Raw genomic sequence first — 23,119 nt, 5'->3', positions numbered from 1 at the left:
TCCGCGACACCTGCTGGGCGGTCCACGTGCCGCGCCGTCTGCAGGAGGCGCGTGCCGAACTGGCCCGGGCCACCGAGGAACTCGCCTCCCGCCTCGGCCGCGCGCCGAGGACCGCCGAACTCGCGGCCCTGATGAACCTGAGCGAGGAGGAGGTCGTCGAGGCGCAGATCGCCGCCAACGGCTACACCTCCGCCTCCCTGGACGCCGCCGTCGGCGCGGGCCGCGACGAGGGCGAGACCGCGCTCGCCGACGTGCTGGGCGAGGAGGATCCGGCGCTGGAACTCGTCGAGGACTTCCACTCCCTGGCCCCGCTGATCGCCGAACTCGACGAACGGGACCGGCTCATCATCCACCTGCGGTTCGTGGAGGAACTCACCCAGGCCGAGATCGGCAGGCGGCTGAACGTCTCCCAGATGCACATCTCCCGCCTGATCTCCCGCATCCTGACCCGCCTGCGCTCCACGATGCTGGCGGAGGACTGACCCGCCCCGCGGTCGCGGGCGGGAACCGGTCGGCCGCCGTCCGGAGCGCGACCGCCGTCCGGAGCGCGACCGCCGTCCGGAGCGCGACCGCGGACGCCTCTGCGCTCCCGGGACTCCCGGCACTCCCGGGATTCCGGCCCTCCCGGCGCTCAGTTCGTCTGTCGCCCCCAGCGCGCTCCCACCTGCTCCCACTCCGCGGCCCACTGCGCCATGCGCCGCCGGTCCAGGCGGGCGCGGACGAGGCGGGTGCCGCCGTAGACGGCACCGGCGGCGGCCGTGGCGGCCCACAGACCGCCGAGGGCGGCCTGGACGGTTGCCTGGCCGGGGGAGGGCGGCCGCGAGGTGGGCGTGCCGTGCCTGTCCACCCAGACGGTGACCCGGGTGCCGGCCGGGGTGCCCGCCGGGACCTCGGAGCGGGCCGTGTGCGGGGTGCCGTCGGCCGCCCGCCAGCGCACGGTGGCCCACGCGTCGTTTCCGCCGCCCGGCCGGTCGGCGGCCTGGGGGCGGGCCTTCTCGGTCAGGACGGCCGTGACCGCACGGGTGTCGGCGCGCGCCTGCTCGAAGCCGCCCCGCATGGCGCCCGCCGTCAGCCAGCCGGCGACCGCGCCGCCCAGCACGGCCAGAACGCACGCGGCCAGCAGCACCCAGGCCTCGACGACGTCGCTGCGCCGTCGGAGCGGGTTGCGCCGCCACCGCCACCACCGCGTCCCCGGACGACGTGCCATCCTCGACACCCCCTCGTGAGCCTCGTCGGCACCGGAGGCCCCAGTTCCAGTGTGCGCCCGAAAGGCGATCAGTGGCCCCCGGATGCGGAAGAAGACCTCCGGACACGGGTGGGGCCCCGGGTGCGGGGGAGACCCGGGGCGGGGGAGGCGGCCTGCGGATACGGAGGAAGCGTGCGGACGGGTAGGAAGCGCGCGGACGGATAGGAAGGCCGCGGAGCTGGAGGAACACTGCGGGCACGAGAAAATCCCCCGGACGCGGAGAAAGGCCGGGCGCCGTGCGGCACCCCGGCCGGGAAAGGTCGCTACTTGCCCGCGTCGGGTGCGGGAACCCGGCCGGGTTCCTGCTCCTCCGGCGGCACCGGCAGGTACGGCGAGATCAGCAGCCGGTAGATCGCGGCGCCCAGGAGGCCGCCGATCAGCGGCCCGACGATCGGCACCCAGAAGTAGAAGTTGCCGTACTGGTCCCGCCAGGCGGTTCCGTAGCCGGTGAGGAAGCTGGCCAGGCGGGGCCCGAAGTCACGGGCCGGGTTGATCGCGTACCCGGCGTCCGCCCCCCAGGCCATGCCGATCGCCACCACCACGAAACCGATGACGACCGGGGCGAGGTTGGCGCCGGGCGGGGTGTTGAGCAGGTCGGTCACCGCGAAGATCAGCAGCAGCAGGATGGCGGTGCCGATGATCTGGTCGCGCAGCGCGCCGAGCTCGCTGACCGGGTAAACGCCGTTGCCGGGCAGGGTGGAGAAGACGATCTGGGTCTTGAACGTGTGGCCGGGGTCGGCCTTGGCGAGGATCTCGGTGTAGTTCCACCGCACCAGCAGCGCGGCGACGAACGCGCCGGCGGTCTGCGCCACCGAGTAGGGCAGCACCTTGGCCCACGGGAAGCCCTTGAAGCAGGCCAGGGCCACCGTGACCGCGGGATTGAGATGGCCGCCGCTGAGCCGGGCGGCGACGTACACGCCGAACGTGACGCCGAAGCCCCACGCCCAGGAGATGCTGTCGTGGTCACCGAGCTGCCCGGCCACCACCTGGGCCACCACGCCGCAGCCGAAGAGGATGAGCACCATGGTGCCCAGGAACTCCGCCGTCAGCTCGCCGGCCAGTCCTCTGCGCGTCGTTGCGTTGGCCATGGGAGCACCGCCCTTCCGCCCGCGCGGGCGGGCGTCGTGTCGCGGGACGCACTGTTTTGATGCTGTACGTTCCACGGGGTTGCGGCAACCCGAGTGACACGCCGGACTTCCCGGTTCCGCGCGGACCCGCCCACGGGCCTCAGGCGGACCGTACGGGCCCCACGCGGATCCGTCTGTGGGCTCCAGACTCCAGACCGACGACCGTACGGGGACCACGCGGACCCACGTACGGACCCTCACGCGGACCCGTACGGAGACCTCATACCGAGGCCACCAGGAGCCGCTCCGCCCCCGAGGGCCGCAGGCCGTCCGGCCGCCCGGTGAAGAACCGCCGGGCGAGGTCGTCCGCGGAGACGTGCCGGGCCTGCCGGAAACCGGCCGCCCGGGCCAGGCCGGTCATCTCCCGCGGCTCGAAGAAGCTCAGGAAGGGTGTGCCCGAGGCGCGTGCCGCGGCCTGGATCGCCCGCTGCTGCTCCCGCTCCCGCGGCGGGAGCAGCGCCGAGGGCACCAGGAAGCTCATGACGAGCGTCGATCCCGGCGCGAGCGCCGCGACCCGGCGCAGCGTGTCCGTGACCGCCCGGCGGGTCAGGTACATGCTCACCCCCGTCGAGGCCACGACCGCCGGCCGGTCCGCGTCGAAACCGGCGTCCGCGAGCCGGTCCCACCAGGAGTCGCCCGCCTCGAAGTCGACCGGCACGAACCGCAGCCCCTCGGGGACGCCGTACCCGAGCTCCTCCAGCCGGCGCCGCTTCCAGGTCTGCGGGCCGGGCCGGTCCACCTCGAACACGCGCAGCCGGGCGGCCGCCTCGGGCCGGCGCTGCACGAAGGTGTCCAGCCCGGCACCGAGCACGACGTACTGCCCGATCCCCCGCTCCGCCTCCGCCGCGACGAGGTCCTCGACGTAACGGGCCCGGGCCACGATCGAGGCCCGGGGCGCCCGGGTCCGCTCCGGGTCCATGTCCGGGCGGGCGAACCGGTCCGGCCCGGGATCCGCCAGCCGCAGGCCGACCTCGTCGACGAGCACGTGCGGCGCCGGGTCGGCCCGCACGTGCAGCGCCCGCCACAGGGCCACCCGCACCGCCGTGGGATCGGGTGCCGCGACGTCGCCGCCCTCGACGACGGCCCGCCCTTCGTCCTCCATGACGCCCCGTCCTTCCTCCTCCATGGCGTCCTGCCCTCCGTTTTCCATGCCGACCTGCCTGCCCTTCTCCGTGTCTCCGACGAGGAACAACGCCGAGGTTCGTACGCCTGACCGATATTCGCTACTCCGTTGTTGCGGTCTCGCCGGCCGGCGTCCGGCGACGGATACGAATCGGTTAAGGGCTGCTCACGTATCGGTGGACGCGAGATGAGCACGCCATGATGGGGGCATGACGTTGGCCCTGCGTGCTCTCGCGCACCTGTCGACCTGGCCGGACCTGACAGAGACCGCACCCAGCTGCGGCACCGGGCGGGCGCTCGCGTCGGCCCACGGGGAGATCGCCCACTTCCACACGGACCGGGACGTCGACCTGCACCTCACCCGCAGTGCCATCCGGCGTCTGCACCGCGACCTCAAGGCGTCCGCGGCCGTCCGGGTGGTGCCCGGCTCGCCGTGGGTGACGATCCGTCTGGAGGCCGTCTCCGACGTCGATCTGCTGGTGACCCTGGTGAGCGTCGCCCTCAACTCCCGCCAGACCGACGCCGATACGCCGGACGGCACGGCTCCCGCCGGGTGCAACGACGGCCGGGGCGTGGGATTCGTGCGCGCCGACCTCGGCGGAGCGGACCTCGGCAGCCGGTGAGCGTCACGCCAACAGGCCTGTACGGGGCGGCCGTTCGGGCCGTCACACGGTGACGACGGTGACCCCCGCCTCCTCGAGGGCGCGCACCGCCGCCGGGTCCGCCCCGGTGTCCGTGACCAGCGTGTCCACCGCGTCGGCCGCGCAGATGCGGGCGAAGGCGCGCCGGCCCAGCTTGCCGGAGTCGGCGGCGACGACGACCCGTTGGGCGCGCTCGCACAGCAGCCGGTCGACGGCGGCCTCTGCCTCGTCGTGCGCCGCGGCCCCGTGCACCGCGTCGAGGGCGACCACGCCGAGGACGGTGACATCGACGCTGATCTGGTCCAGCACCCGGTCCGCGAGCGGCCCGACGAGCTCGTAGGACTGGGCGCGCGCCACCCCGCCGGTCACCACGATCTTGAACTGGGGCCGTACGGCCAGCTCGTTGGCGATGTTGAGCGCGTTGGTGACGACCGTCAGCGCGGGCGTCCCGGAGGCCAGGTCGCGGCGCACGGCGAGCGCGCGGGCCACCTCGGTAGTGGTCGTACCGCCCGTCAGGCCCACCGCCTCACCGGGGTTGACGAGGTCCGCCACCGCACGGGCGATGCGCTGCTTCTGAAAGGCGCGGCGGGAGGTCTTGTAGCGCAGCGGCAGTTCGTAGGAGACGCCGTGCGCGACCGCGCCGCCCCGGGTGCGCACCAGCATCTGCTGCTCGGCGAGCCGGTCGAAGTCGCGGCGGATCGTCGCGGCCGACACGCCCAGGGCGGCCGCCGCCTCCGCCACCTCCAGCCTGCCGCGCTCCACGAGCAGTTCGAGCAGCGCCTGCCAGCGGGCGTCGCGCGCCATCCGCACCCTCCGATCCTCGATCACCGGCGACCCTAGCGCACCCGACCACCCCCGCCCGATGCTTGATGGTGCTCGAAAGGGCGCGCTACCGTGCAGGAACAATCACCCGGCGGGAAGGTGCGGCATGGCGCACACGACGCACGTCGAGGACGAACTGACCAGTCAGCCCGAGTGCTGGACGCGGGCCGCCGCCCTGGCCGAGCCGCACGCGCGGGCACTCCCGGCGGCGGGGGAGCGGGTCGCGATCGTCGGCTGCGGCACGTCGTACCACATGGCGCAGGCCGCCGCGGCGCTGCGGGAGGGCGCGGGCCGGGGAGAGACGGACGCGTTCCCCGCCTCGGAGTTCCCCCACGGCCGGACCTACGACCGGGTCGTCGCCCTCACCCGCTCGGGCACCACCACCGAGGTGCTGGACCTGCTGCGCGGGCTGCGCGGACGCACCCGCACCACCGCGGTGACCGCGGACGGGGACACCCCCGTCGTGCGGGCCGCCGACGAGGTCGTGGTGCTCGGCTTCGCCGACGAACGCTCCGTGGTGCAGACCCGGTTCGCCACCAGCGCGCTCACGCTCCTGCGCGCCCACCTCGGCCTGCACCCCGACGGCGCGGTCGCCGACGCCCGCGCCGCGCTGGCCGAACCGCTGCCCGGAAAACTCGCCGCCTGCGGCCAGATCACCTTCCTCGGCCGCGGCTGGACGGTGGGGCTCGCTCAGGAGGCCGCGCTCAAGATGCGCGAGGCGTCCCTGTCGTGGGCCGAGGCCTACCCGGCGATGGAGTACCGGCACGGCCCTCTCAGCATCGCCACGACCGGCACCGCGACCTGGATGCTCGGACCCGCGCCCAAGGGCCTGGCCGAACAGGTGCGCGCCACCGGCGCGTTGTGGATCGAGGGCCGGCTGGACCCGCTCGCCGAACTGGTCCGCGCCCAGCGCCTCGCGCTCGCCGTCGCCGCGGCCCGCGGCCTCGACCCGGACCGGCCGCGCCACTTGACGCGCTCGGTGATCCTCACCTCCTGAGCCACGGATCCCCTTCCCTGAACCACGGATCCCCTTCCCTGAACCGCGGATCCCCTTCCCCGAGCCGCAAATCCCTCATCCCCTGAGCCGCAGATCCTCCCCCAACCGCAGCCGGATCCCTCCGCCACGGCCGGCCCGCCTCCCCGCCCCCCACCCGGCCGGCCCGCCGCCGACGAAAGGTCACCCCACCGTGCCCCTGGCAGCCACCGGCGACCTGGTCGCCCGCGCCGCGGCCGCGCACACGGCCGTCGCCGCGTTCAACGTCATCACCCTCGAACACGTCGAGGCCGTCGTCACCGGGGCGGAGCAGGCCGGCGCGCCCGTCGTCGTCCAGGTCAGCGAGAACGCCGTGAAGTACCGCGGCGGACGCCTGCTCCCGCTCGCCCGCGCCGCCCGGGCCGCGGCCGAACAGGCGCGGGTGCCGGTCGCGCTGCACCTCGACCACGTGCAGAGCGACGACCTGCTGCGCCAGGCGCCGGCGGCCGGGTTCGGCTCCGTGATGTACGACGCCTCCCGCCTGCCCTACGCGCGAAACCTCGCCGCGACCCGGGCCGCCGTCGACTGGGCGCACGCCCAAGGACTGTGGATCGAGGCCGAGTTGGGGCGCATCGGCGGCAAGGACCGGCCGGACGGGCGGGCCGGCACCGCCGAGCGCACCCCGGACGCGCATAGCCCCGAGGCCCGCACCGACCCGGACGAGGCCCGCGCCTTCGTCGCCGCCTCCGGCGTGGACGCGCTGGCCGTGGCCGTCGGCAGCACGCACGCCATGACCACCCGCACCGCCCGCCTCGACCAGGACCTCGTCGCCCGCCTCGCCACCGCCGCCGGCGTCCCCCTCGTCCTGCACGGCTCCTCCGGCGTCCCGGACCGCGACCTGGCCGAGGCGGCGGCTCGCGGCATCGCCAAGGTCAACGTCGGCACGGCCCTGAACCGGGCGATGACCGAAGCGGTACGGGACTTCCTCGCCGCGCACCCGGACGCGGTCGACCCGCGCCGCTACCTCGACGGCGCGCGGCAGGCGATGGCGCGGACGGTGGAGCACTTCCTCCGCGTCCTCGGAGTCCCCGGCGTCCCCGGCGTCCCGGGCGTCCCGGGCGCCGAGGACGCGCCGCCGGGACGCGTCACCGCCTGACGGCCCGCAGCACGACGAACTTCGGGTTGCCCGCCACCACCTCGCCGGCACCGAACAGGCGGCGCAGCTTGACGTGGTACCCCAGGTGCCGGTTGCCGACCACCCACAGCTCGCCGCCCGGCCGCAGCACGCGCCGCGCCCCGGTGAACATCCGCCACGCCGTCGCGTCGGTGGTGGCCTGGTGGGAGTGGAACGGCGGGTTGGTCAGCACCAGGTCCACGCTGCCGTCCGGCACCCCCGTCAGCCCGTCCCCGACCCGGAACTCGCCGTGCCCGGGCACCCCGTTCGCCTTGAACGTGGCCTCCGCGGAGGCCACCGCCTGGAACGACTCGTCGATGAACAGCACCTCGGCGTCCGGGTTGGCCAGCGCCACCGCCGTGCCGACCACGCCGTTGCCGCAGCCGAGGTCCACCACGCGCCGGGGGCCGCGGGTGCGCGGGAGGTGGGTGAGGAAGAACCGGGTGCCGACGTCGAGGCGGTCGGCGCAGAAGACACCCGCGTGGTTGACGACGGTCCGCCCCGAGACGGGACCGATGCCCTCGGGGAGCGTGTAGACGTACGGCCACGGGTTGGCGGGCCGCTCCAGGGACGGATCGGGGGCGCAGAAGATGAGCCGTGCCTTCTTCCGCGCCAGGGAGGTGCGGGTCGGCCCGAGGATCCGCTCGAAGAGCCGGAGGGTGGAGGTGTGGATCTCCTTCACCATGCCGGTGCCGACGACGACCGTGCCGGCGTGCACCGCGGGCGCCAGCCGCAGCAGCAGGTCCTCCAGCAGGGCCAGGCTCTTGGGCACCCGCACCAGCAGCACGTCGATCCGCTCCGGCGGCGGGTCCTGGGTGGTGAGCAGCCCCACCGTGCCGACGCCGACGCCGTTGCGGGCGAGGTTCGCGCGGGTCGCCTCCCGGGCGAGGAAGGAGTCGGTGATCTGCACCGGCCGGTGCCCGGCCAGCGCGGTGACGAGCGCCCCCCAGCGGTCACCGGCCACCACGACCGTGCCGGACAGCGGGACGCGCTCGTCGGCGAGGTGCTGCAGCAGGTACTCGTCGGAGGCGTCCCAGGCGCGCAGCCGCTCGCGCGGGTCCTCGGGGAAGCGGGTCAGCGCGAGCTCGCCCCAGGGCGTGGTCATGCGGTCGTTCATCGTGCTCCAGGCTAGCGGAGCCGCAGGTGGGGACGGCCTGTGCCGGAGCAGCAGGTGGGGACCGCCCGTGCGGTCTCGGGCAGGATGGGAGCCATGGACGCGGAGCTGTTCCCCAGGACCCGCGGGCGCATCGCGCCGGGCGCGGTGCACGTGCCCGGCTGGCTCGGCCCGCGGCAGCAGCGCGAGCTGCTCGGGGCGTGCCGGGAGTGGGCCCGCCCGCCGGCCGGGCTGCGCACCGTCCGCACCCCGGGCGGCGGCACGATGAGCGCCCGCCAGGTGTGCCTGGGCCTGCACTGGTACCCGTACGGCTACGCCCGGACGGCCGTCGACGGCGACGGCGCGCCCGTGAAGCCGTTCCCGGCCTGGCTGGGCGACCTGGGCCGGCGCGCCGTCGCCGACGCGCTCGGCCCGGACGCGGCCGCGGACGCCGCCTACGACATCGCCCTGATCAACTTCTACGACGCCGGCGCCCGCATGGGCATGCACCGCGACAGCGACGAGCGGTCCACGGCCCCGGTGGTGTCGCTGAGCCTGGGCGACACGTGCACCTTCCGCTTCGGCAACACCGCCCACCGGTCCCGGCCGTACACCGACGTCGAGCTGCGCAGCGGCGACCTGTTCGTCTTCGGCGGGCCCGCCCGCCTCGCCCACCACGGCGTGCCGCGCGTGTTCCCGGGCACGGCGCCGCCGGAGCTGGGGCTCGCCGGGCGGCTCAGCATCACCCTGCGGGTCAGCGGCCTGACGGACCCGACGGCGACCGCCGGCTGAGCGGATCATGGGAGACTCCCTGTCATGAGCGGCAAGGCGGACCCCCGGACGGCGGGGAAAGGGACCGCCCCTCGACCGAGGGGGACGCGACTGGACCGGGGACGCGGCGTCCTCGGGCCCGCGCTGGAGCTCGTGCACACCGGCCGCGCCCCCACCCGCGCGGTGCTCACCGCCCAGCTCGGCGTCACCCGGGCGACCGCCGGCGCGGTGGCCGCCGAACTGGAGGCGCTCGGCCTGATCCGGGTGGACGCCCGCCCCGGTGCGGCCGCCGGCTCCCAGGGCCGCCCCTCGCACCGGCTGGCGGTCGCCGAGGACGGACCCGTCGTGCTCGCCGCGCAGGTGCACGCCGACGGGTACCGCGCCGCCCTGGTCGGCCTCGGCGGGCGGATCGTGGCCACCGCGCCCGGCTGCGAGACCGTCGACGCGGACCCGGCGAAGGTGCTCTCCTCGGTCGTGGAGGCCGGCGCCGGCCTGCTGCGCGCCACGGGACGGCGCTGCGTGGGCGCCGGGCTCGCCGTGCCGTCCGCCGTGGCCGAGCCGGACGGACTCGCCCTCAACCCCCTCCACCTGGCCTGGCCCGCGGGCGCGCCGGTGCGCCGCATCTTCACCGAGTGCGTGCGCGCCGCCGGCATCCCCGGACCGGCGTTCGCGGGCAACGACGTCAACCTGGCCGCGCTCGCCGAGCACCGGCACGGCGCCGGCCGCGGCGCCCGCGACCTGCTGTGCGTGGCCACCGGGCACCGGGGCGTGGGCGGCGCGCTGGTGCTCGACGGGCGCCTGCACACGGGCAGTTCGGGTCTAGCCCTGGAGGTCGGCCACCTCACCGTCAATCCCGAGGGGCGCCCCTGCCACTGCGGCAGCCGCGGCTGCCTGGACGTCGAGGCCGACCCGCTGGCCCTGCTCACCGCCGCGGGCCGCGACCCCGGCCCCGAGGTCTCGCTGCTGAGCCAGGCCGAGGACCTGGTCCGCCGGCACTACGACGACCCGTCCGTCCGCGCCGCCACCGAGACACTGATCGACCGTCTCGGCCTCGGCCTGGCCGGCCTGGTCAACATCCTCAACCCCGACCGCATCATCCTCGGCGGCCTGCACCGCACCCTCCTGGAGGCCGACCCCGACCGCCTGCACGCCGTCATCGCCGACCGCAGCCTGTGGGGCGGCCAGAGCGGCGGCGTCCCGGTCCTGCCGTGCACCCTCGACCACAACAGTCTCGTCGGCGCCGCCGAACTGGCCTGGCAGCCGGTGCTGGACGACCCGCTGGCGGCACTGGGCTGACCGGCGGCGCCGACGGCGGACGGGGACACCGGGAGACACGCGGGACAAACGGCCGGACGGCGATCCCGGCCACGGCAGACTGTCCCGATGAGCGGATCACATCGCGCCGAGGCCACCGAGGGGGCGTGGCACCGGCGTCCCGGCGAAAGGACACCGGTGGCACACTCCCACGCCGAGCTCCTTCCGGCCGCCCGCATCCGCCTGCGGGAAGTCCCCGCTCCTCAGCCGCCGTCCGGGGAGCGGCGGGCCCGGGACCGGGCGTGGGCGGAGGCCGTGCAGGCCAACCCGGCCCTGTTCGACGGGCCGTTGGCGGTGTGCGCGGGGCTGCGCCGGGACGGCGCGGGGGAGTTGGTGATCACCTGGGCCAGGACCACGTACCGCTCCCGCCTCCTGCGCCGGGTCCCGGGCACGACGGCCTGGCTGCCGTCCCTGTTCACCGGGGTGGTGCAGTCCACCGACGACGGCCGTCTGCTCGTCGTCCGCAACGGGCCGACGACGTCCGCGCCCGGCCGCTGGCAGCTTCCGGGCGGCTCCCTCGAGCCGCCGCCCGACGGCCGCGCCCCGCTCGACGAGGCGGCCGTGCGCCGCCACGCCGCCCTCGAACTCCTGGAGGAGACCGGCCTGGACACCCCGCCCGACGCCCTGGTCCTGTGGCGGGTGGTCCGTGGCGTCCGGAACGTCGGCGTCCTCTTCCGCGCCCCCGCGCGTCCCGCGGCGCTGCTGCACCGGCGGTTCGCCGACCTGACCGCCGCCGAGACGGCCCGGGGCCGCACCCCGGAAATCGACCGGATCGCCCTCGTCTCCGCACCGGCCGCGTTACGGACCCTGGGCGGCCCCTGCGCGGACTACCTGGAACCGGTGGCCCGCGCGATCCTCGGCGACACCGACCCGGCCGGCGGCACCGACCCGGCCGGCGACACCGACCCGGCCGGCGACACCGACCCGGCCGGCGACACCGACCCGGCTGACGACCGCCCGTCCCCGCCGGCTTCCCCGCCGTGAGGCGGACCGGTCCCCGTCGTCACGTACTGCGCCACCCCGTGTCCGAACGACCAGTCCGCTGACGCGGATCGTCGTTCACGAGCAAGGGACGGCACGTGCCGGCGACGTCGGCCGGCGCGTCTGACGCACACTGCGTCGCCCCGTCCGTACATGGGCGGGGCGGCCCGCACGCTCCCCCCGCGCCCCGCGGGCCGACCTGGACCGCGGGGCTTTCCCGTGACTCCTTTACGGAGAAACCCACGAACTCCCATGGATCGCACGAAGAGCGTCAAGAGCCCGTGCGACGCCGCTTGCCTGCACCGCGGGGCGGCGCTGGAGCAGAAGGAGGGGCCGGGCCGGAAGTTCTGCAACGGCGACCACGGCAAGGCGTAGCGGACCCGGATACGGGCGCTTGGGTTCGACGTCTGACGCAGACGGTGCTCTCGTCGTACCGTCGGTGACGTGAGCGAGCACCTTGGGGACAAGCTGAGCCGACTCCGGCGTCTCTCCCGCCTGACGCAGGAGGAGCTGGCCGCGCGGTCCGGTATCTCCGTCGACGTCGTTCGGAAACTGGAGCAGAAGCGCAAGAGTTCCGCGGCGCTTCCTACCTTGCACGCCCTGGCGAAGGGACTGGGCGTTGAACTGACGTCGCTCCTCGGAGACCCGCCCGGAGTCCCGTCGACGGGCGAAGTCGACCCGCCTCAGCTTGTCGCCGTGCGTCGCGCAATCTCCCCGCCGCTCTTCGCCCCACCTCCGGAGCCGAAGCGCGCGGAGAAGCTGTCCCTGCCGCTCCTGCGTGCGGAGATCGCCGACGCCTGGACGCTCTACCACAACGCCGAATTCGGGCGCCTGATGGAGTTGCTGCCGGACATCATCACCGACGCCCGGTTCGCGTCGGCCGTCGGCGCGGACGATGAGCGGGCCGCCGGCCAGGCTGCGCTGGGCAAGGCGCTCCAGCTTGGCGGACACCTGGCCATCCGGCTGGGCAAGACGGATCTTGCGCTGACGAGCCTGGAGCGGGCCATGGACGCCGCCGGGAAGTCCTCCGACCCGCTGCTGGCCCCGATGATCTCCAACTCCGTCGCATGGGCCTACCAGCGGCAGAACCGTCTGGAAGACGCAACCAACCTGGCCGTCTACGCCGCGGACAACGTCGAGCGCGAGCACTCGGCGGACGCCTCCGGGCTCCGCGTGTGGGGCGGGTTGCTCATGTCCGCCGCGACAAGCTACGCCCGAAGCGGCGACTACGAGCGCGCGGACGAGATGATGCGGACCGCGGAGAAAGCGGCGGGGCGCGTGACCAAGATGCCGGCTCCGGAGGACGGGCGCCTTGTCTCCGTCTTCAGCAAGTCCTCCGTCCGCATCGAACGTGTCCGGCTGGCTGTCCAGCACGGGCGCCCGGAGGAAGCTCTCGCACTCGCCAAGGGGATGCGCCTGTCGAAGGACACGCCGCCTTCGTGGCGGACGTGGCTGCTCCTCGACGTCGCTCGTGCGCACACCGACGTCGGGAACGCCGAAGGCGCCGTGAAGGCGTTGGAGTCCCTTCGGCGGGTGGCGCCCACGTGGATGCGGCACCACACGCTTGCCGTCGCCATTGTGCGCGATTTGTGGGAACTCCCTGCCCGGCCACCGGGCCTGCGTTCGATTGCCGAGTTCCTCGGCGTGGCCAATTAGCGTTTCGAGAGTAGGACGCTGCGTCCCTGTTCCTGCCCTCCACCAAGCGGAATTCTATGGGCCTACCGGCTTTTGACAGAGGCACAGGTATGGCGTTAAAGCGCAGCAGGGTCATCCCACTTCCCAGTCCGTTCGACTTCCGGGCCCCGGAGCCCGTGCCGGGGTGCGACAAATGTGCCGCGCTCGCGCGCGACTACAGGGCCGCGAACAACCCGTATAACGCGCGATACAACCCGTCCGCGGCTACCGATGCCGCCGTACTGCTGAGGCGGCACTTGAAGACGCACGGGGAGGAATCGTGAGGATGTTCGTATCTCCCTTTCCGGCGATCTCCTCGGCCGACGAGCTGAAGAACGCTCCGTCCGGCGGATTCGTCGAATGTGTGAACTGCGTGGCGCACCAGTGGCTCGACACCGGCGATCCGGTGGAGTTCGCCCGGCGGCACCAGAGTGATCATCCGTGGCACACCCGGTTCCGCATCGTCGATCAGACGAATTTCAGCGTCGGGGAGGAGCCGTGAGCACTCCGTGTCCCTCCAGGGCCCGCGGACTGGGCGCCCGTGCGTCCCGGCTCGCGGTGGGCGCGGCGGGACATGAGGCCGGCGCAGCCGGTCCCGTCCGCGTCCTGTCTCCTCGTCCCCTGCCCCCGTAGGGGATGAGGTCCCGCCCCAGCGACACCGCCTGATCCGCAACAGGCGTGGGGCGGGTGAAGCCTCGTTCACCTCCTCCGCACCTGCCCCCAAAGGTGAACGGGGCTTCGGCGTTTTCGCAGGTCAAGCTCCTTACCAAGCTATATGCAAGGGTGTCCGTGCATCTGGGGCGCTCTCGTAGTGCATGAGGTGCATCGCGAGCTCCTCAGTGGTGATCCGGCCGGGCGGGCGCGGCGCGAGAAGGGAGAGCCGCCCGCGCACGCCCGCGTCGAACGCGGACGGTGAGCCCGAGGCGCGGGCCGGCACGTGGCCGCCCTGGACGGTCGCGAGGACGGCCGTGACCACAGCCTCGCCATCCAGCTCGGGCGGGAATTCGCCCTCCCGCAGCACGTCACGCTCGCACCTCAGGCAGGCGTCGATGCGCTGGTGGGGGCCCGGCCCGCCCAGCCCCCGCTCGGCAGCCGCCCGCAATTCCTCGGCGGTGCGCCGGATCGCGGCCGGGGCCAGGTCCGGTTTGTCTTTGAGGCGGTGGTACATGCTGCCCTGCCCGGCCTCAAGGCGATCCAGGGTCGCCTTGAGGCCGGCCCCCGCGATCGACCACAACCACCGGGCGGCTCCAGGGGTCTTCCTCGGTGGAAGGAGCCCGACATGACCGACATGCAGCACCCTGCGCCCTCCCGCCGGCGTCGCCGCGGGACCGTCCTTCTCGCCGCCACGGCGCTCACCGCCGCCGCGCTGACCACCGGTGCCACCGCCGCGGCGCCCGCCGGGCACACCCAGCGGGCCCCGCAGACGAAGGGGATCGCCACCTCCGTACTCGGCACGGACTACAAGGTCACTCTCACCGCCGTGCGCTCGGCGTCCGATCCGTACGCCGCCTCGGTGCGGATGCAGGTCTACGTCCGCAAGAGCGGGGCGTGGAAGGAGTCCGACCGCATCCGGGTCGGCGGGGCCGACGGCTGGTTCTGGTACCCGCTGACCGGACGGCATGCCGTCGGCAGGTTCAGCACCGCCGGCACCGAGCCCGCACCCGTCGACGTCCGACTGCTCGTCACCCCGTCGATCGGTTACTCCACGACCTACCACTACGTCATCCGCCACGGGGACGTCTCCACCCGTTAGACACCCCGCTGGACACCCGCTGGACACCGGGGCCCGCCGGGTACGCAGGCCGCCGGCCCCGGATCCGCCGGGCACCCGTGGGAGCAGCCGCCCGCCCTCCGCCTGCTCCCACGGTGGTACGCCAACTGCCGCCGGCCGTACGACGACCAGGACCCCGGCCGGGGGCGACGCTCGGAAGCGACAACCGCACCGATCGCACCGATCACATCGATCGACGCTTCCGAGGAGATGAACCGGGATGCTGACCCTGGCACACTTCGGCGACGGCGGGCCCGGCCCGTGGATCCTGCTCTTCCCGCTCGTCTGGGCGGCCGTCGTGGCCGGCGCGGTCACCCTGCTGCGCCGCACGGCGTGGCCCGGGCGCGGCGCCCCCCGGCGTCCGGCCGCGGACGACAACTCGCCCCTCGCCGTCCTCGGCCGCCGCTTCGCCTCCGGCGAGATCGACGAGGAGGAGTACTGGCGCCGCCTGTCCGTGCTGGAGGAGCACTTCGCCCGCACCGGCAAGGGGCGTACGGCATGAGCACGGCGACCGCGACCCGTACGGCCGTCCGGGTGGTCGACGCCGTCAAGGTCTACGGCAGCGGCGACACGGCCGTACCGGCCCTGGACGGCGTGACCGTCGGCTTCCCGGCCGGACGCTTCACCGCGATCATGGGCCCGTCCGGCTCCGGCAAGTCCACCCTGATGCACTGCGCGGCCGGGCTGGACACGCTCACCTCGGGCTCGGCCCGCCTCGGCGACACGGAGCTGACCGGCCTCGACGACCGCCGCCTGACCCTGCTGCGGCGCGAGCGGATCGGCTTCGTCCTCCAGTCCTTCAACCTGGTGCCGACCCTCACCGTCGCCGAGAACATCACCCTCCCGCTCGACCTGGCCGGCCGCGCCGGAGAGCGGGAGTGGATCGACGCGCTCGTCGACGTCGTCGGCCTGCGCGACCGGCTGCACCACCGGCCCGCCGAGCTGTCCGGCGGCCAGCAGGTGGGGGTACCCCCAGGCCGTTCAGGCACTGGGGGAGTGTTGCCGTCGCGCGGGCTCCGGCCGGGCGGCCGGACGTCGTCTTCGCCGACGAGCCGACCGGCAACCTCGACTCCCGCTCCGGCGCGGAGGTCCTCGGCCTGCTGGGCCGCGCGGTGCGCGAGATGGACCGCACCGTCGTCATGGTCACCCACGACCCGGTGGCCGCCGCCCACGCCGACGAGGTGCTCTTCCTCGCCGACGGGCGCCTGGTCGACCGCATGGAGGACCCCACCGCCGAGACGGTCCTGGACCGGATGAAGGCCCTCGAGGTGAGGTTGCCGTGAACGCCTCCGTCCGCCTCGGCCTCTCCTCCCTGCGCGCCCACCGGCGCCGCTTCGCCGGCACCTTCCTCGCCGTCTTCCTCGGCGTCGCCTTCCTGGCCGGCACCATGGTCATGGGCGACACGCTGCGCGCCGGCTTCGACGCGATGTTCGGCCGGGCGACGGCCGGCACGGACGCCGTGGTGCGCGGCGCGGACGTCATCAGCGCCCCCGGCGAGGGCCAGGGCGCGCGCCGGCCCGTCGCCGCCTCCCTGGCCGAAACGCTCGGCAAGGTGCCCGGCGTCGCCGCCGCGGTCCCGCAGATCCAGGGGGCGGGACAGCTGGTCGGCCGCGACGGCGAGCCCGTCGGCGGCCAGGGCCCGCCCACCCTCGCCGGCAACTGGATCACCGACCCGGGGCTGAACCCGTACGAGATCGCCGCGGGCCGCGCCCCCGAACGGCACGGCGAGGTCGTCGTCAACCGCGGCGCCGCACGGAAGGGCCACCTGAGGATCGGCGACACCACCACGCTGCGCACCCCCGACCCCGTACGGGTGCGGATCGTGGGCCTGGCCACCTTCGGCGGCGAGGACGGCATGGCACAGGTCACCTACACCGGCATGACCCGCGCCGACGCCGAGAAGTACCTGACCGCGCGGCCCGGACAGGCGGCGGACACCCTGGTGCGCGCCGCCCCCGGCGTCGGCGAGGAGCAGCTCGTCCGGCGGCTCACGCCCGCGCTGCCCGAGGGCGTCGAGGCCATCACCGGGCAGCAGGCGGCCCAGGAGAACACCGACATGATCTCCAGCCGGTTCCTCACCCTGTTCACCACCTTCCTGCTGGTGTTCTCCGGCATCGCCCTGCTGGTCGCCACCTTCTCCCTCCACCACACCTTCGCCATCGTCGTCGCCGGCCGCGCCCGGGAGAACGCCCTGCTGCGCGCCCTGGGCGCCACCCGCCGCCAGATCACCGCGGCCACCCTGGCCGAGGCCGTCGCCGTCGCCCTGACCGCCTCGGCCGCCGGACTCGCGGGCGGCATCGGCATCGCGGCCGGGCTGCGGGCGCTGTTCCCGGCGATCGGCTTCCCCTTCCCCGACGGGGCGCTGGTGGTCAAGGCACCGTCGATGGCCCTGCCGCTCGCGGTCGGCGTCGTCGTCTGCCTCGGCTCCGCGCTGCTGCCCGCCGTGCGCGCCGGCCGCACCGCGCCGCCGGCCGCGCTGCGCGAGACGGCGGTGGACACCTCCGGCGCCTCCCGCGCCCGCGCCGTCACCGGCGCGGCCCTGGGCGCGCTCGCCGTCTGTACCACCCTCACCGGCGCGCTGGTCACCCCGTCCGTGTGGCTGGCGGGACTCGGCGCGGTGCTCGCGCCGGCCGCGTTCGTCGTCCTCGGCCCGGTGGCCTCCACCGCGGTCGTACGCCTGCTGGGCGCGCCCCTGGACCGGCTGCGCGGCGTGACCGGCACCCTCGCGCGCCGCAACGCCCTGCGCAGCCCGAGGCGGACCGCGGCCACGGCGAGCGCGTTGATGATCGGGGTGGCCGTGGTGTCGCTGTTCACCGTCTTCGCGGCCTCCCTCAAGGCCACCATGGACCAGACCGTCGACCGCTCCTTCGCGGGCGACGTCGCCGTCAGCACCCCCTCCTTCGGCGCGGGCGGCAGCGGTCTGAGCCCGAGGCTCGCCGGCGCGATCCAGCGGCTGCCCGAGGTGGACACGGCCGTCGGACTGGGCCGCGGGGTCGCCGAAGTCAACGGCAGGGGAAGGGCGTTGACCGTCACCGACCCGGCCGCGCTGCAGCGTGCCTTCGACCTCGGCACCGTGCGGGGCTCCCTGCGTGACCTCGGCGCCGACGGCATCGCCGTCACCGGGAAGGAGGCCGGCCGGCAGCACCTCGCCCTCGGCGACACCGCCCGGCTCACCTTCCCCGACGGCCGCACCGGGACCTTCACCGTCCGCGCGGTCTACGACCGGTCCGAACTGGCCGGCGACTACGTCGTCACCCGCGCCGCCTGGGCGCCGCACCGCACCCAGGACGCCGACCGGCTCGTCGCCGTCACCTTCAGGCCCGGCGTCGGCACGGACGCCGGCAGGGCCGCGGTCGAGAAGGTCGCCGCGCGCTACGGCAACCCGCAGGTGCAGACCCGCGAGGAGTACGCGCAGTCCTCGGCGGGCGGCATCGACATGATGCTCACCCTGGTCTACGCCCTGCTCGCCCTCGCGGTCCTCATCGCCCTGCTGGGCATCGCCAACACCCTCACCCTGGCGATCCACGAGCGCACCCGCGAACTGGGGCTGCTGCGGGCCGTCGGCCAGACCCGGGCCCAGCTTCGGGCCATGGTCCGCTGGGAGTCCGTCCTGGTCGCCGCCTTCGGCACCGCCGGCGGACTCGCCCTCGGCGCCTTCCTCGGCTGGGTCCTGGTCAGGGCGTCCGACGGCGCCTCCGACACGGCCTTCGCCTTCGCCCTGCCGCCCGCCCGGCTCGCCGTGGTCGCGCTGGTCGGCCTCGCGGCCGGCGCCCTCGCGGGCCTGCGCCCGGCCCGCCGCGCCGCCCGCCTGGACGTCCTGCGGGCGATCGCGACGGAGTGACGGGCCCGCCGGGCGGGACGGGGCGGCGGGCCCGCCGCCGGACGTCACGGAGCGGCGGGCGGGCCCGCCACGCGCGGCGGCCGGCGTCTCCGCCGCGCAGGGGAGGGCGGCGGGCCCGCCAGGTGCGGCGGAGCGGCGCGTCCCCCACGTCGGAGCGGCGTGTCCGCCCTCTCACGGGGAGCGGCGGGTCCGCCCCAGGCGGCAGGACGGCCGGTCCGCCCCTGCGTGGCGGACCGGCGCGCCCGCCGCGTCCGGCGCGCCCTCGGACCTGAGGCGACCGGGACCGGAGGCGCGCGCCGGGCCGTACGGCTCCTGGTCAGCCGGGGACGGCGGACGGCGCGGCCGCGTGCGCCGGGGCGGGGGCAGGCGCCGGCGCGGGGGCGGGCGCCGGCGTGCCGGCGTCGACGGTGGCCTCGACCTTCGCGAACCGCGGGGCCCGCGGCTCCTGCGGAGCACGGCGCGCCGGCCGGGCCGGCGCCGGGCGCGCGGGCACGGGCGCCGGCAGGGTGAACCAGACGACCTTGCCCTTCTCGCCGTCCGGCCGCACGCCCCAGCTGTCGCTCACGGCGGCCACCATCGCCAGCCCCCGCCCGCGCGTGGCGAGCGGGGCTATGTCGGCGGCGTCCTCGACGTCCGCCACCACCGGCACCCGCGGGTCGTGATCCCGGACCGACACCATGAGCCGGTCGAGCAGCCACTCGATCCGCACGGTGCACAGCTTGTCGGGTTCGGCGTGCCGGTGGACGTTGGTCAGCAGCTCCGTCAGGCCGAGCGCCGCCCGGTCGATCAGAGCGTCCAGATGCCAGTAGCGCAACTGCGCTGAAAGGATTCTGCGGACCTGGCCGATCCGCGACGGCAGGGCTTGGAGCTCCACCGTGCAGTGCCTGCTTGGGTGACTGATCACGGCTGCGACTCCCCGACGTTGAGGTCCGGAAGAAGACGAATACGGATCCAGCTGATGCCTTGAGCGGGCGGCAGCCCGCTGGCGCGGCCGGCGGGCTGGTTCGCAGCGTTATCGCCGGTAAACCCAGAGTGACGTGCCACAAGCGTGGACCAGGGGGTGCGGAAGCGCAACTCGCGGCCCACCGGCCACTGCCGCCCCCGCCGCCCCCGGCGTCCTCACCGGCCGCGCTCCGCCGCCCTGCGGACGGCCTCCACGAACCGGCGCGCCGCGGGCGGCCCCGGTTCGCCGGGCGCGGGGTCGCGCTCGCCCAGCGTCAGGACGTACCGGCGCCCGTCCAGCTCGGCGACGGCCCGGTCCTGCGGCACGAACCAGGGGCGGGAGGCGCGCACCGCGCGCACCGGCGCGCTGTCGATCTCACTGCCGTAGCTGGTGAGCAACTCCAGCCTGCCGCCGCGGATTCGGACCTGCCCGGCCCGGGTGAGCGAGCGCAGCCGCTGGTCGATGCGCACGCCTCTCGCCGTGAACTCCGGCTCCGCCATGCTCCCTTGCCCCCTCAGTGACGCGCGCGGGACGCCGGGTCCGACCCGGGTCCGCGTCGCCGACCGCGTGTCTCGTCTCCAGTGTGCACCCCCGTGCACGGGACCCCGGGGGGTCCCACCCGGTGCAGTCTGCACGCCAGTGGCGCCGAGCACCAGTGCGTGCGGCACCGTTGCGCGCGGCACCCGGAGCATTCGCCGGAATGCGCCCCCCTGCCCGCCGTACACCCCTGCCCCAGGGGGCCTTTGAGGCGTTCAAAAATACGTTTATGCAGGTGAGAAGCGTGCGAAAGGTGCCTATCATCGAGGTGCCGACAGCGCCGGGCGCCGTCGGCACGCAAGTGGTAAGGAGCCCCGCAGTGAGCACCGTCCAGCCCCTCGGGGCCATTCCCACCCTCGACGTCGACCGCACCGACACCGCCTACCGCGCCTGGCTGAAAGAAGCCGTCCGCAAGGTGCAGGCCGACGCCAACCGTTCGGCCGACACGCACCTGCTGCGCTTCCCGCTGCCCGAGCACTGGGGCATCGACCTCTACCTGAAGGACGAGTCGACCCATCCCACCGGAAGCCTCAAGCACCGCCTCGCCCGGTCGCTGTTCCTCTACGGCCTGTGCAATGGCTGGATCCGGCCGGACCGTCCGGTGATCGAGGCGTCCAGCGGCTCGACGGCAGTCTCCGAGGCGTACTTCGCCAAGCTGATCGGCGTGCCGTTCATCGCGGTGATGCCGCGCACGACGAGCGCGGAGAAGATCCGCCTCATCGAATTCCACGGCGGCCGCTGCCACTTCGTGGACGACCCGCGCGCGGTGTACGAGGAGTCCGCCCGGCTCGCGGCGGACACCGGCGGCCACTACATGGACCAGTTCACCTACGCCGAACGGGCGACGGACTGGCGCGGCAACAACAACATCGCCGAGTCGATCTTCCGGCAGCTGGCGCTGGAGCGCTTTCCCGAACCGGCGTGGATCGTCGCCACCGCGGGCACCGGCGGCACCTCCGCGACCATCGCCCGCTACGTCCACTACATGCAGTACGACACCCGCGTGTGCGTCGCCGACCCGGAGAACTCCTGCTTCTTCGAGGGCTGGACCACCGGGGACCCGGACGTCACCTGCGACTGCGGCTCGCGCATCGAGGGCATCGGCCGCCCGCGCATGGAACCCAGCTTCGTGCCCGGCGCGATCGACCGGATGATGAAGGTGCCGGACGCGGCGTCCGTCGCCGCCGTGCGCGCCCTGGAGCGGGCCATCGGCCGCCGGGCGGGCGGCTCCACGGGCACCGGACTGTGGAGCGCCCTGAAGATCGTCGCCGAGATGGTGGCCGAGGGACGGCAGGGCAGCGTGGTCACCCTGCTGTGCGACCCCGGCGACCGCTACCTCGACAAGTACTACTCCGACGCGTGGCTGGCCGCCCAGGGCCTGGACATCACGCCGTACAGCGCCGCGATCGACACGCTGCTGGCGACCGGGGTGTGGCCCGACTGAGACCCTACGACGCCCCGAGGCGCCGGTCCAGGACGGTCATCGCGTGGCGGAACTCCCGCTCCGGCCCCGCCCGGGCCGGCCGCGCCGACCTCACCCCCGCGAACCACCCCGGTCGGCCGGACACGTCCTCGGCGAGCGCCCGGTGCACCGCCTCCGGGCCGGCCGGGACGTTCCGCGCGAAGAAGTCGCGGAGAAGTGCCGTACCGGGGCCGACGCGAGGAAGCCGGGCCCCACCGGACGCAGGCGACGGACCAGGGGCGGCAACCCCCTGCGGGTGGCGGACCGGGACGGGTGCCCACCATGAGCCGGCGGCCCGTCAGCCGTCCGCGGCCGCGCACCGGACGGTCAGGACTCCGCGGCCGCGTCCGGCTCGCCCGGCTCGCCCGCCACCACCAGCTCCCGCAGGTGCTCCCTGATCTCCTCGCGGGCGTCCGCCGGCAGCCCCGGGTCGGTCACCAGCGTGTCCACCTGGTCCAGCGAGGCGAACGAACTGAGGCCCACCACGCCCCACTTGGTGTGGTCGGCGACCACGACGACCCGCCGCGCGGACTGCACCAGCCGCCGGTTGGTCTCGGCCTCCGCGAGGTTCGGCGTGGACAGTCCCGCCTCCACCGATATGCCGTGCACGCCCAGGAAGAGCAGGTCGAAGTGGAGGGCCCCGATCGCCCGGTCGGCCACCGGCCCCACCAGCGAGTCCGACGGCGTGCGCACCCCGCCGGTCAGCACCACCGTCGCCGCGCCCTGCCGCCGGCCCGAGGCGCGCTGCGCGGTGTGGAAGACGTCCGCCACCCGCACCGAGTTGGTCACCACGGTCAGCTCCGGCACGTCCAGCAGGCGGTGGGCCAGCGCGTACGTGGTGGTGCCGCCCGACAGCGCGATCGCCGTGCCCGGCTTGACCAGCCGCGCCGCGGCCCGGGCGATGTCCTCCTTGGCGGTCTGCTCCAGGCCCGACTTGGCCTCGAAGCCCGGCTCGTGCGTGCTCGCCTCGACCACCGGCACCGCGCCGCCGTGCACCTTCTCCAGCACCCCCTGGCGCGCCAGCGCGTCCAGGTCGCGGCGGACCGTCATGTCCGACACGCCGAGCTTGCGGGTCAGCTCGTTGACCCGGACCCCGCCCCGGCGGCGGACCTCGTCGAGGATCAGGGCGCGCCGCTGCTCCGCGAGGAGGTTCTGATTCTCGCTCACGTACGCTCCCGTCCTTTCTGCCCACACCGTCCGACACGCCCGCCGCACCGGCCGTGACAAGGCCGTTCGTGTCCCCGGTGCGCGGACGTCCCATCCTCGCACGGCCCGTCCCCCGCCGCGCCACCGCCCGTGCACCGCACATCCGCCTCCCGCCGCGCCACCGCCCTCCCGTCCGGTCCTCCCGCCGCGCCGCAGCCCTCCCGTCCGGTCCTCCCGCCGCGCCGCAGCCCTCCCGCCCGGCCGCCGGCCCTTCCCGCAGCCCGCCCGCCTCCCGCCGCCGGCCCTTCCTGCAGCCCGCCCGCCTCCCGCCGCGCGCTGTCGCACGCCGCGCACCCGCCCCTTGCGGCGCGTGCGCACGCCGCCCGTCACCCGGATCGGGGAAATTCGCGACAGGGGGTGTGCGCGGCGCCCCGGCAGGGACATCCTGGTGCCGGCACGCACATCTACGACGGCGCGTCAC

22 protein-coding genes and 2 pseudogenes are annotated in these 23,119 nt (G+C 74.8%); 15 read left to right on the top strand and 9 right to left on the bottom strand.

The window, feature by feature from the left end:
* On the top strand, positions 1–482 hold a 482-nt coding region (locus IE225_RS24150; RefSeq protein WP_190059694.1), incomplete at its 5' end, for a sigma-70 family RNA polymerase sigma factor.
* A gap of 149 nt (positions 483–631) precedes the next feature.
* Here the strand turns inward: IE225_RS24150 and IE225_RS24145 are convergent.
* From IE225_RS24145 to IE225_RS24135, 3 genes are all read right to left on the bottom strand, one after another.
* The gene (locus tag IE225_RS24145; RefSeq protein WP_190059693.1) at positions 632–1,207 is read right to left on the bottom strand and encodes an Rv1733c family protein; all 576 of its coding nucleotides are present in this window, start codon (positions 1,205–1,207) and stop codon (positions 632–634) included.
* A 302-nt stretch (positions 1,208–1,509) separates the two neighbouring features.
* A complete protein-coding gene (locus tag IE225_RS24140; RefSeq protein WP_190059692.1) occupies positions 1,510–2,334 on the bottom strand; it encodes an MIP/aquaporin family protein in 825 nt (274 codons plus the stop codon).
* 259 nt (positions 2,335–2,593) lie between these two features.
* A complete protein-coding gene (locus tag IE225_RS24135) occupies positions 2,594–3,475 on the bottom strand; it encodes a class I SAM-dependent methyltransferase (RefSeq protein ID WP_190059705.1) in 882 nt (293 codons plus the stop codon).
* Between the two features lie 229 nt (positions 3,476–3,704).
* Here IE225_RS24135 and IE225_RS24130 point away from each other — a divergent pair, with 229 nt between their 5' ends.
* Positions 3,705–4,118, top strand: a complete 414-nt coding sequence (locus IE225_RS24130) for a luciferase domain-containing protein (protein ID WP_190059691.1) — start codon at positions 3,705–3,707, stop codon at positions 4,116–4,118.
* Between the two features lie 42 nt (positions 4,119–4,160).
* On the opposite strand, the gene IE225_RS24125 is transcribed toward IE225_RS24130, so the two are convergent.
* Positions 4,161–4,940 carry a DeoR/GlpR family DNA-binding transcription regulator gene (locus tag IE225_RS24125; RefSeq protein ID WP_190059690.1) on the bottom strand — a complete coding sequence of 260 codons (780 nt, stop codon included), beginning with the start codon at positions 4,938–4,940 and terminating at the stop codon, positions 4,161–4,163.
* A gap of 124 nt (positions 4,941–5,064) precedes the next feature.
* On the opposite strand from IE225_RS24125, the gene IE225_RS24120 reads away from it, so the two are divergent.
* Entirely contained in the window at positions 5,065–5,955 is an 891-nt protein-coding gene (locus IE225_RS24120; RefSeq protein ID WP_190059689.1) for an SIS domain-containing protein, read from the top strand.
* A gap of 190 nt (positions 5,956–6,145) precedes the next feature.
* The gene (locus IE225_RS24115; RefSeq protein ID WP_190059688.1) at positions 6,146–7,087 is read left to right on the top strand and encodes a class II fructose-bisphosphate aldolase; all 942 of its coding nucleotides are present in this window, start codon (positions 6,146–6,148) and stop codon (positions 7,085–7,087) included.
* Here IE225_RS24115 and IE225_RS24110 read toward each other — a convergent pair.
* A complete protein-coding gene (locus IE225_RS24110; protein ID WP_190059704.1) occupies positions 7,077–8,210 on the bottom strand; it encodes a methyltransferase in 1,134 nt (377 codons plus the stop codon). The genes IE225_RS24115 and IE225_RS24110 overlap by 11 nt on opposite strands.
* A 105-nt stretch (positions 8,211–8,315) precedes the next feature.
* Between IE225_RS24110 and IE225_RS24105 the strand changes: the two genes are divergently transcribed.
* From IE225_RS24105 to IE225_RS24085, 6 genes are all read left to right on the top strand, one after another.
* Positions 8,316–8,990: an alpha-ketoglutarate-dependent dioxygenase AlkB gene (locus tag IE225_RS24105; protein ID WP_190059687.1), complete on the top strand. Its 675-nt coding sequence runs from the start codon at positions 8,316–8,318 to the stop codon at positions 8,988–8,990.
* A 24-nt stretch (positions 8,991–9,014) separates the two neighbouring features.
* Positions 9,015–10,265 (top strand): ROK family protein, encoded by a 1,251-nt coding sequence (locus tag IE225_RS24100; protein ID WP_190059686.1) that lies wholly within the window; start codon positions 9,015–9,017, stop codon positions 10,263–10,265.
* Between the two features lie 156 nt (positions 10,266–10,421).
* Complete coding sequence (locus tag IE225_RS24095; protein WP_229879961.1) at positions 10,422–11,267, top strand: NUDIX hydrolase; 846 nt, start codon at positions 10,422–10,424, stop codon at positions 11,265–11,267.
* 249 nt (positions 11,268–11,516) lie between these two features.
* A complete protein-coding gene (locus tag IE225_RS33810) occupies positions 11,517–11,639 on the top strand; it encodes a hypothetical protein (protein ID WP_268250016.1) in 123 nt (40 codons plus the stop codon).
* 69 nt (positions 11,640–11,708) lie between these two features.
* Positions 11,709–12,920: a helix-turn-helix domain-containing protein gene (locus IE225_RS24090; protein WP_190059684.1), complete on the top strand. Its 1,212-nt coding sequence runs from the start codon at positions 11,709–11,711 to the stop codon at positions 12,918–12,920.
* Between the two features lie 304 nt (positions 12,921–13,224).
* Complete coding sequence (locus tag IE225_RS24085) at positions 13,225–13,440, top strand: hypothetical protein (RefSeq protein ID WP_190059683.1); 216 nt, start codon at positions 13,225–13,227, stop codon at positions 13,438–13,440.
* 360 nt (positions 13,441–13,800) lie between these two features.
* Here the strand turns inward: IE225_RS24085 and IE225_RS24080 are convergent.
* A pseudogene (locus IE225_RS24080) lies at positions 13,801–14,235 on the bottom strand (TetR/AcrR family transcriptional regulator); the annotation flags it as partial.
* Here IE225_RS24080 and IE225_RS24075 point away from each other — a divergent pair.
* From IE225_RS24075 to IE225_RS24060, 4 genes and pseudogenes are all read left to right on the top strand, one after another.
* Entirely contained in the window at positions 14,218–14,691 is a 474-nt protein-coding gene (locus IE225_RS24075) for a hypothetical protein (RefSeq protein WP_229879960.1), read from the top strand. The pseudogene IE225_RS24080 and the gene IE225_RS24075 sit on opposite strands and share 18 nt — an antisense overlap.
* Before the next feature lie 238 nt (positions 14,692–14,929).
* Positions 14,930–15,211 carry an SHOCT domain-containing protein gene (locus IE225_RS24070; RefSeq protein ID WP_190059682.1) on the top strand — a complete coding sequence of 94 codons (282 nt, stop codon included), beginning with the start codon at positions 14,930–14,932 and terminating at the stop codon, positions 15,209–15,211.
* Positions 15,208–15,992 (top strand): annotated as a pseudogene (locus IE225_RS24065) (ABC transporter ATP-binding protein). Before IE225_RS24070 ends, IE225_RS24065 begins: the two are co-directional and overlap by 4 nt.
* On the top strand, positions 15,989–18,550 hold the full coding sequence (locus tag IE225_RS24060) for an ABC transporter permease (RefSeq protein ID WP_190059681.1): 2,562 nt from the start codon (positions 15,989–15,991) through the stop codon (positions 18,548–18,550). The pseudogene IE225_RS24065 and the gene IE225_RS24060 overlap by 4 nt, the downstream one beginning before the upstream one ends.
* 316 nt (positions 18,551–18,866) lie before the next feature.
* On the opposite strand, the gene IE225_RS24055 is transcribed toward IE225_RS24060, so the two are convergent.
* Together IE225_RS24055 and IE225_RS24050 are read right to left on the bottom strand one after the other, a co-directional pair.
* Positions 18,867–19,454: an ATP-binding protein gene (locus IE225_RS24055; RefSeq protein WP_190059680.1), complete on the bottom strand. Its 588-nt coding sequence runs from the start codon at positions 19,452–19,454 to the stop codon at positions 18,867–18,869.
* A 215-nt stretch (positions 19,455–19,669) separates the two neighbouring features.
* Complete coding sequence (locus tag IE225_RS24050; RefSeq protein ID WP_190059679.1) at positions 19,670–19,993, bottom strand: hypothetical protein; 324 nt, start codon at positions 19,991–19,993, stop codon at positions 19,670–19,672.
* Positions 19,994–20,349: 356 nt separating this feature from the next.
* On the opposite strand from IE225_RS24050, the gene cds1 reads away from it, so the two are divergent.
* Complete coding sequence (gene cds1 / locus IE225_RS24045) at positions 20,350–21,474, top strand: L-cysteine desulfhydrase Cds1 (RefSeq protein ID WP_190059678.1); 1,125 nt, start codon at positions 20,350–20,352, stop codon at positions 21,472–21,474.
* Positions 21,475–21,819: 345 nt separating this feature from the next.
* On the opposite strand, the gene IE225_RS24040 is transcribed toward cds1, so the two are convergent.
* Positions 21,820–22,659 (bottom strand): DeoR/GlpR family DNA-binding transcription regulator, encoded by an 840-nt coding sequence (locus IE225_RS24040; RefSeq protein ID WP_190059677.1) that lies wholly within the window; start codon positions 22,657–22,659, stop codon positions 21,820–21,822.
* Between the last annotated feature and the right edge of the window lie 460 nt (positions 22,660–23,119).

The organism is Streptomyces echinoruber (assembly GCF_014651135.1).
Taxonomy (GTDB): domain Bacteria; phylum Actinomycetota; class Actinomycetes; order Streptomycetales; family Streptomycetaceae; genus Streptomyces; species Streptomyces echinoruber.
Note: the sequence above shows the minus strand (reverse complement) of the source record. Positions and strands in the feature narration are given on the sequence as shown.

Excerpts from the sequence above, each read along its gene's own strand:
- IE225_RS24135 (WP_190059705.1), bottom strand. The coding sequence starts at position 3,475 with ATGGAGGACGAAGGGCGGGCCGTCGTCGAGGGCGGCGACGTCGCGGCA.
- IE225_RS24120 (WP_190059689.1), top strand. The coding sequence starts at position 5,065 with ATGGCGCACACGACGCACGTCGAGGACGAACTGACCAGTCAGCCCGAG.
- IE225_RS24105 (WP_190059687.1), top strand. The coding sequence starts at position 8,316 with ATGGACGCGGAGCTGTTCCCCAGGACCCGCGGGCGCATCGCGCCGGGC.
- IE225_RS24140 (WP_190059692.1), bottom strand. The coding sequence starts at position 2,334 with ATGGCCAACGCAACGACGCGCAGAGGACTGGCCGGCGAGCTGACGGCG.
- IE225_RS24070 (WP_190059682.1), top strand. The coding sequence starts at position 14,930 with ATGCTGACCCTGGCACACTTCGGCGACGGCGGGCCCGGCCCGTGGATC.
- IE225_RS24110 (WP_190059704.1), bottom strand. The coding sequence starts at position 8,210 with ATGACCACGCCCTGGGGCGAGCTCGCGCTGACCCGCTTCCCCGAGGAC.
- IE225_RS24085 (WP_190059683.1), top strand. The coding sequence starts at position 13,225 with ATGTTCGTATCTCCCTTTCCGGCGATCTCCTCGGCCGACGAGCTGAAG.
- IE225_RS24145 (WP_190059693.1), bottom strand. The coding sequence starts at position 1,207 with ATGGCACGTCGTCCGGGGACGCGGTGGTGGCGGTGGCGGCGCAACCCG.
- IE225_RS24125 (WP_190059690.1), bottom strand. The coding sequence starts at position 4,940 with ATGGCGCGCGACGCCCGCTGGCAGGCGCTGCTCGAACTGCTCGTGGAG.
- IE225_RS24075 (WP_229879960.1), top strand. The coding sequence starts at position 14,218 with ATGACCGACATGCAGCACCCTGCGCCCTCCCGCCGGCGTCGCCGCGGG.
- IE225_RS24130 (WP_190059691.1), top strand. The coding sequence starts at position 3,705 with ATGACGTTGGCCCTGCGTGCTCTCGCGCACCTGTCGACCTGGCCGGAC.
- IE225_RS33810 (WP_268250016.1), top strand. The coding sequence starts at position 11,517 with ATGGATCGCACGAAGAGCGTCAAGAGCCCGTGCGACGCCGCTTGCCTG.
- IE225_RS24050 (WP_190059679.1), bottom strand. The coding sequence starts at position 19,993 with ATGGCGGAGCCGGAGTTCACGGCGAGAGGCGTGCGCATCGACCAGCGG.
- IE225_RS24100 (WP_190059686.1), top strand. The coding sequence starts at position 9,015 with ATGAGCGGCAAGGCGGACCCCCGGACGGCGGGGAAAGGGACCGCCCCT.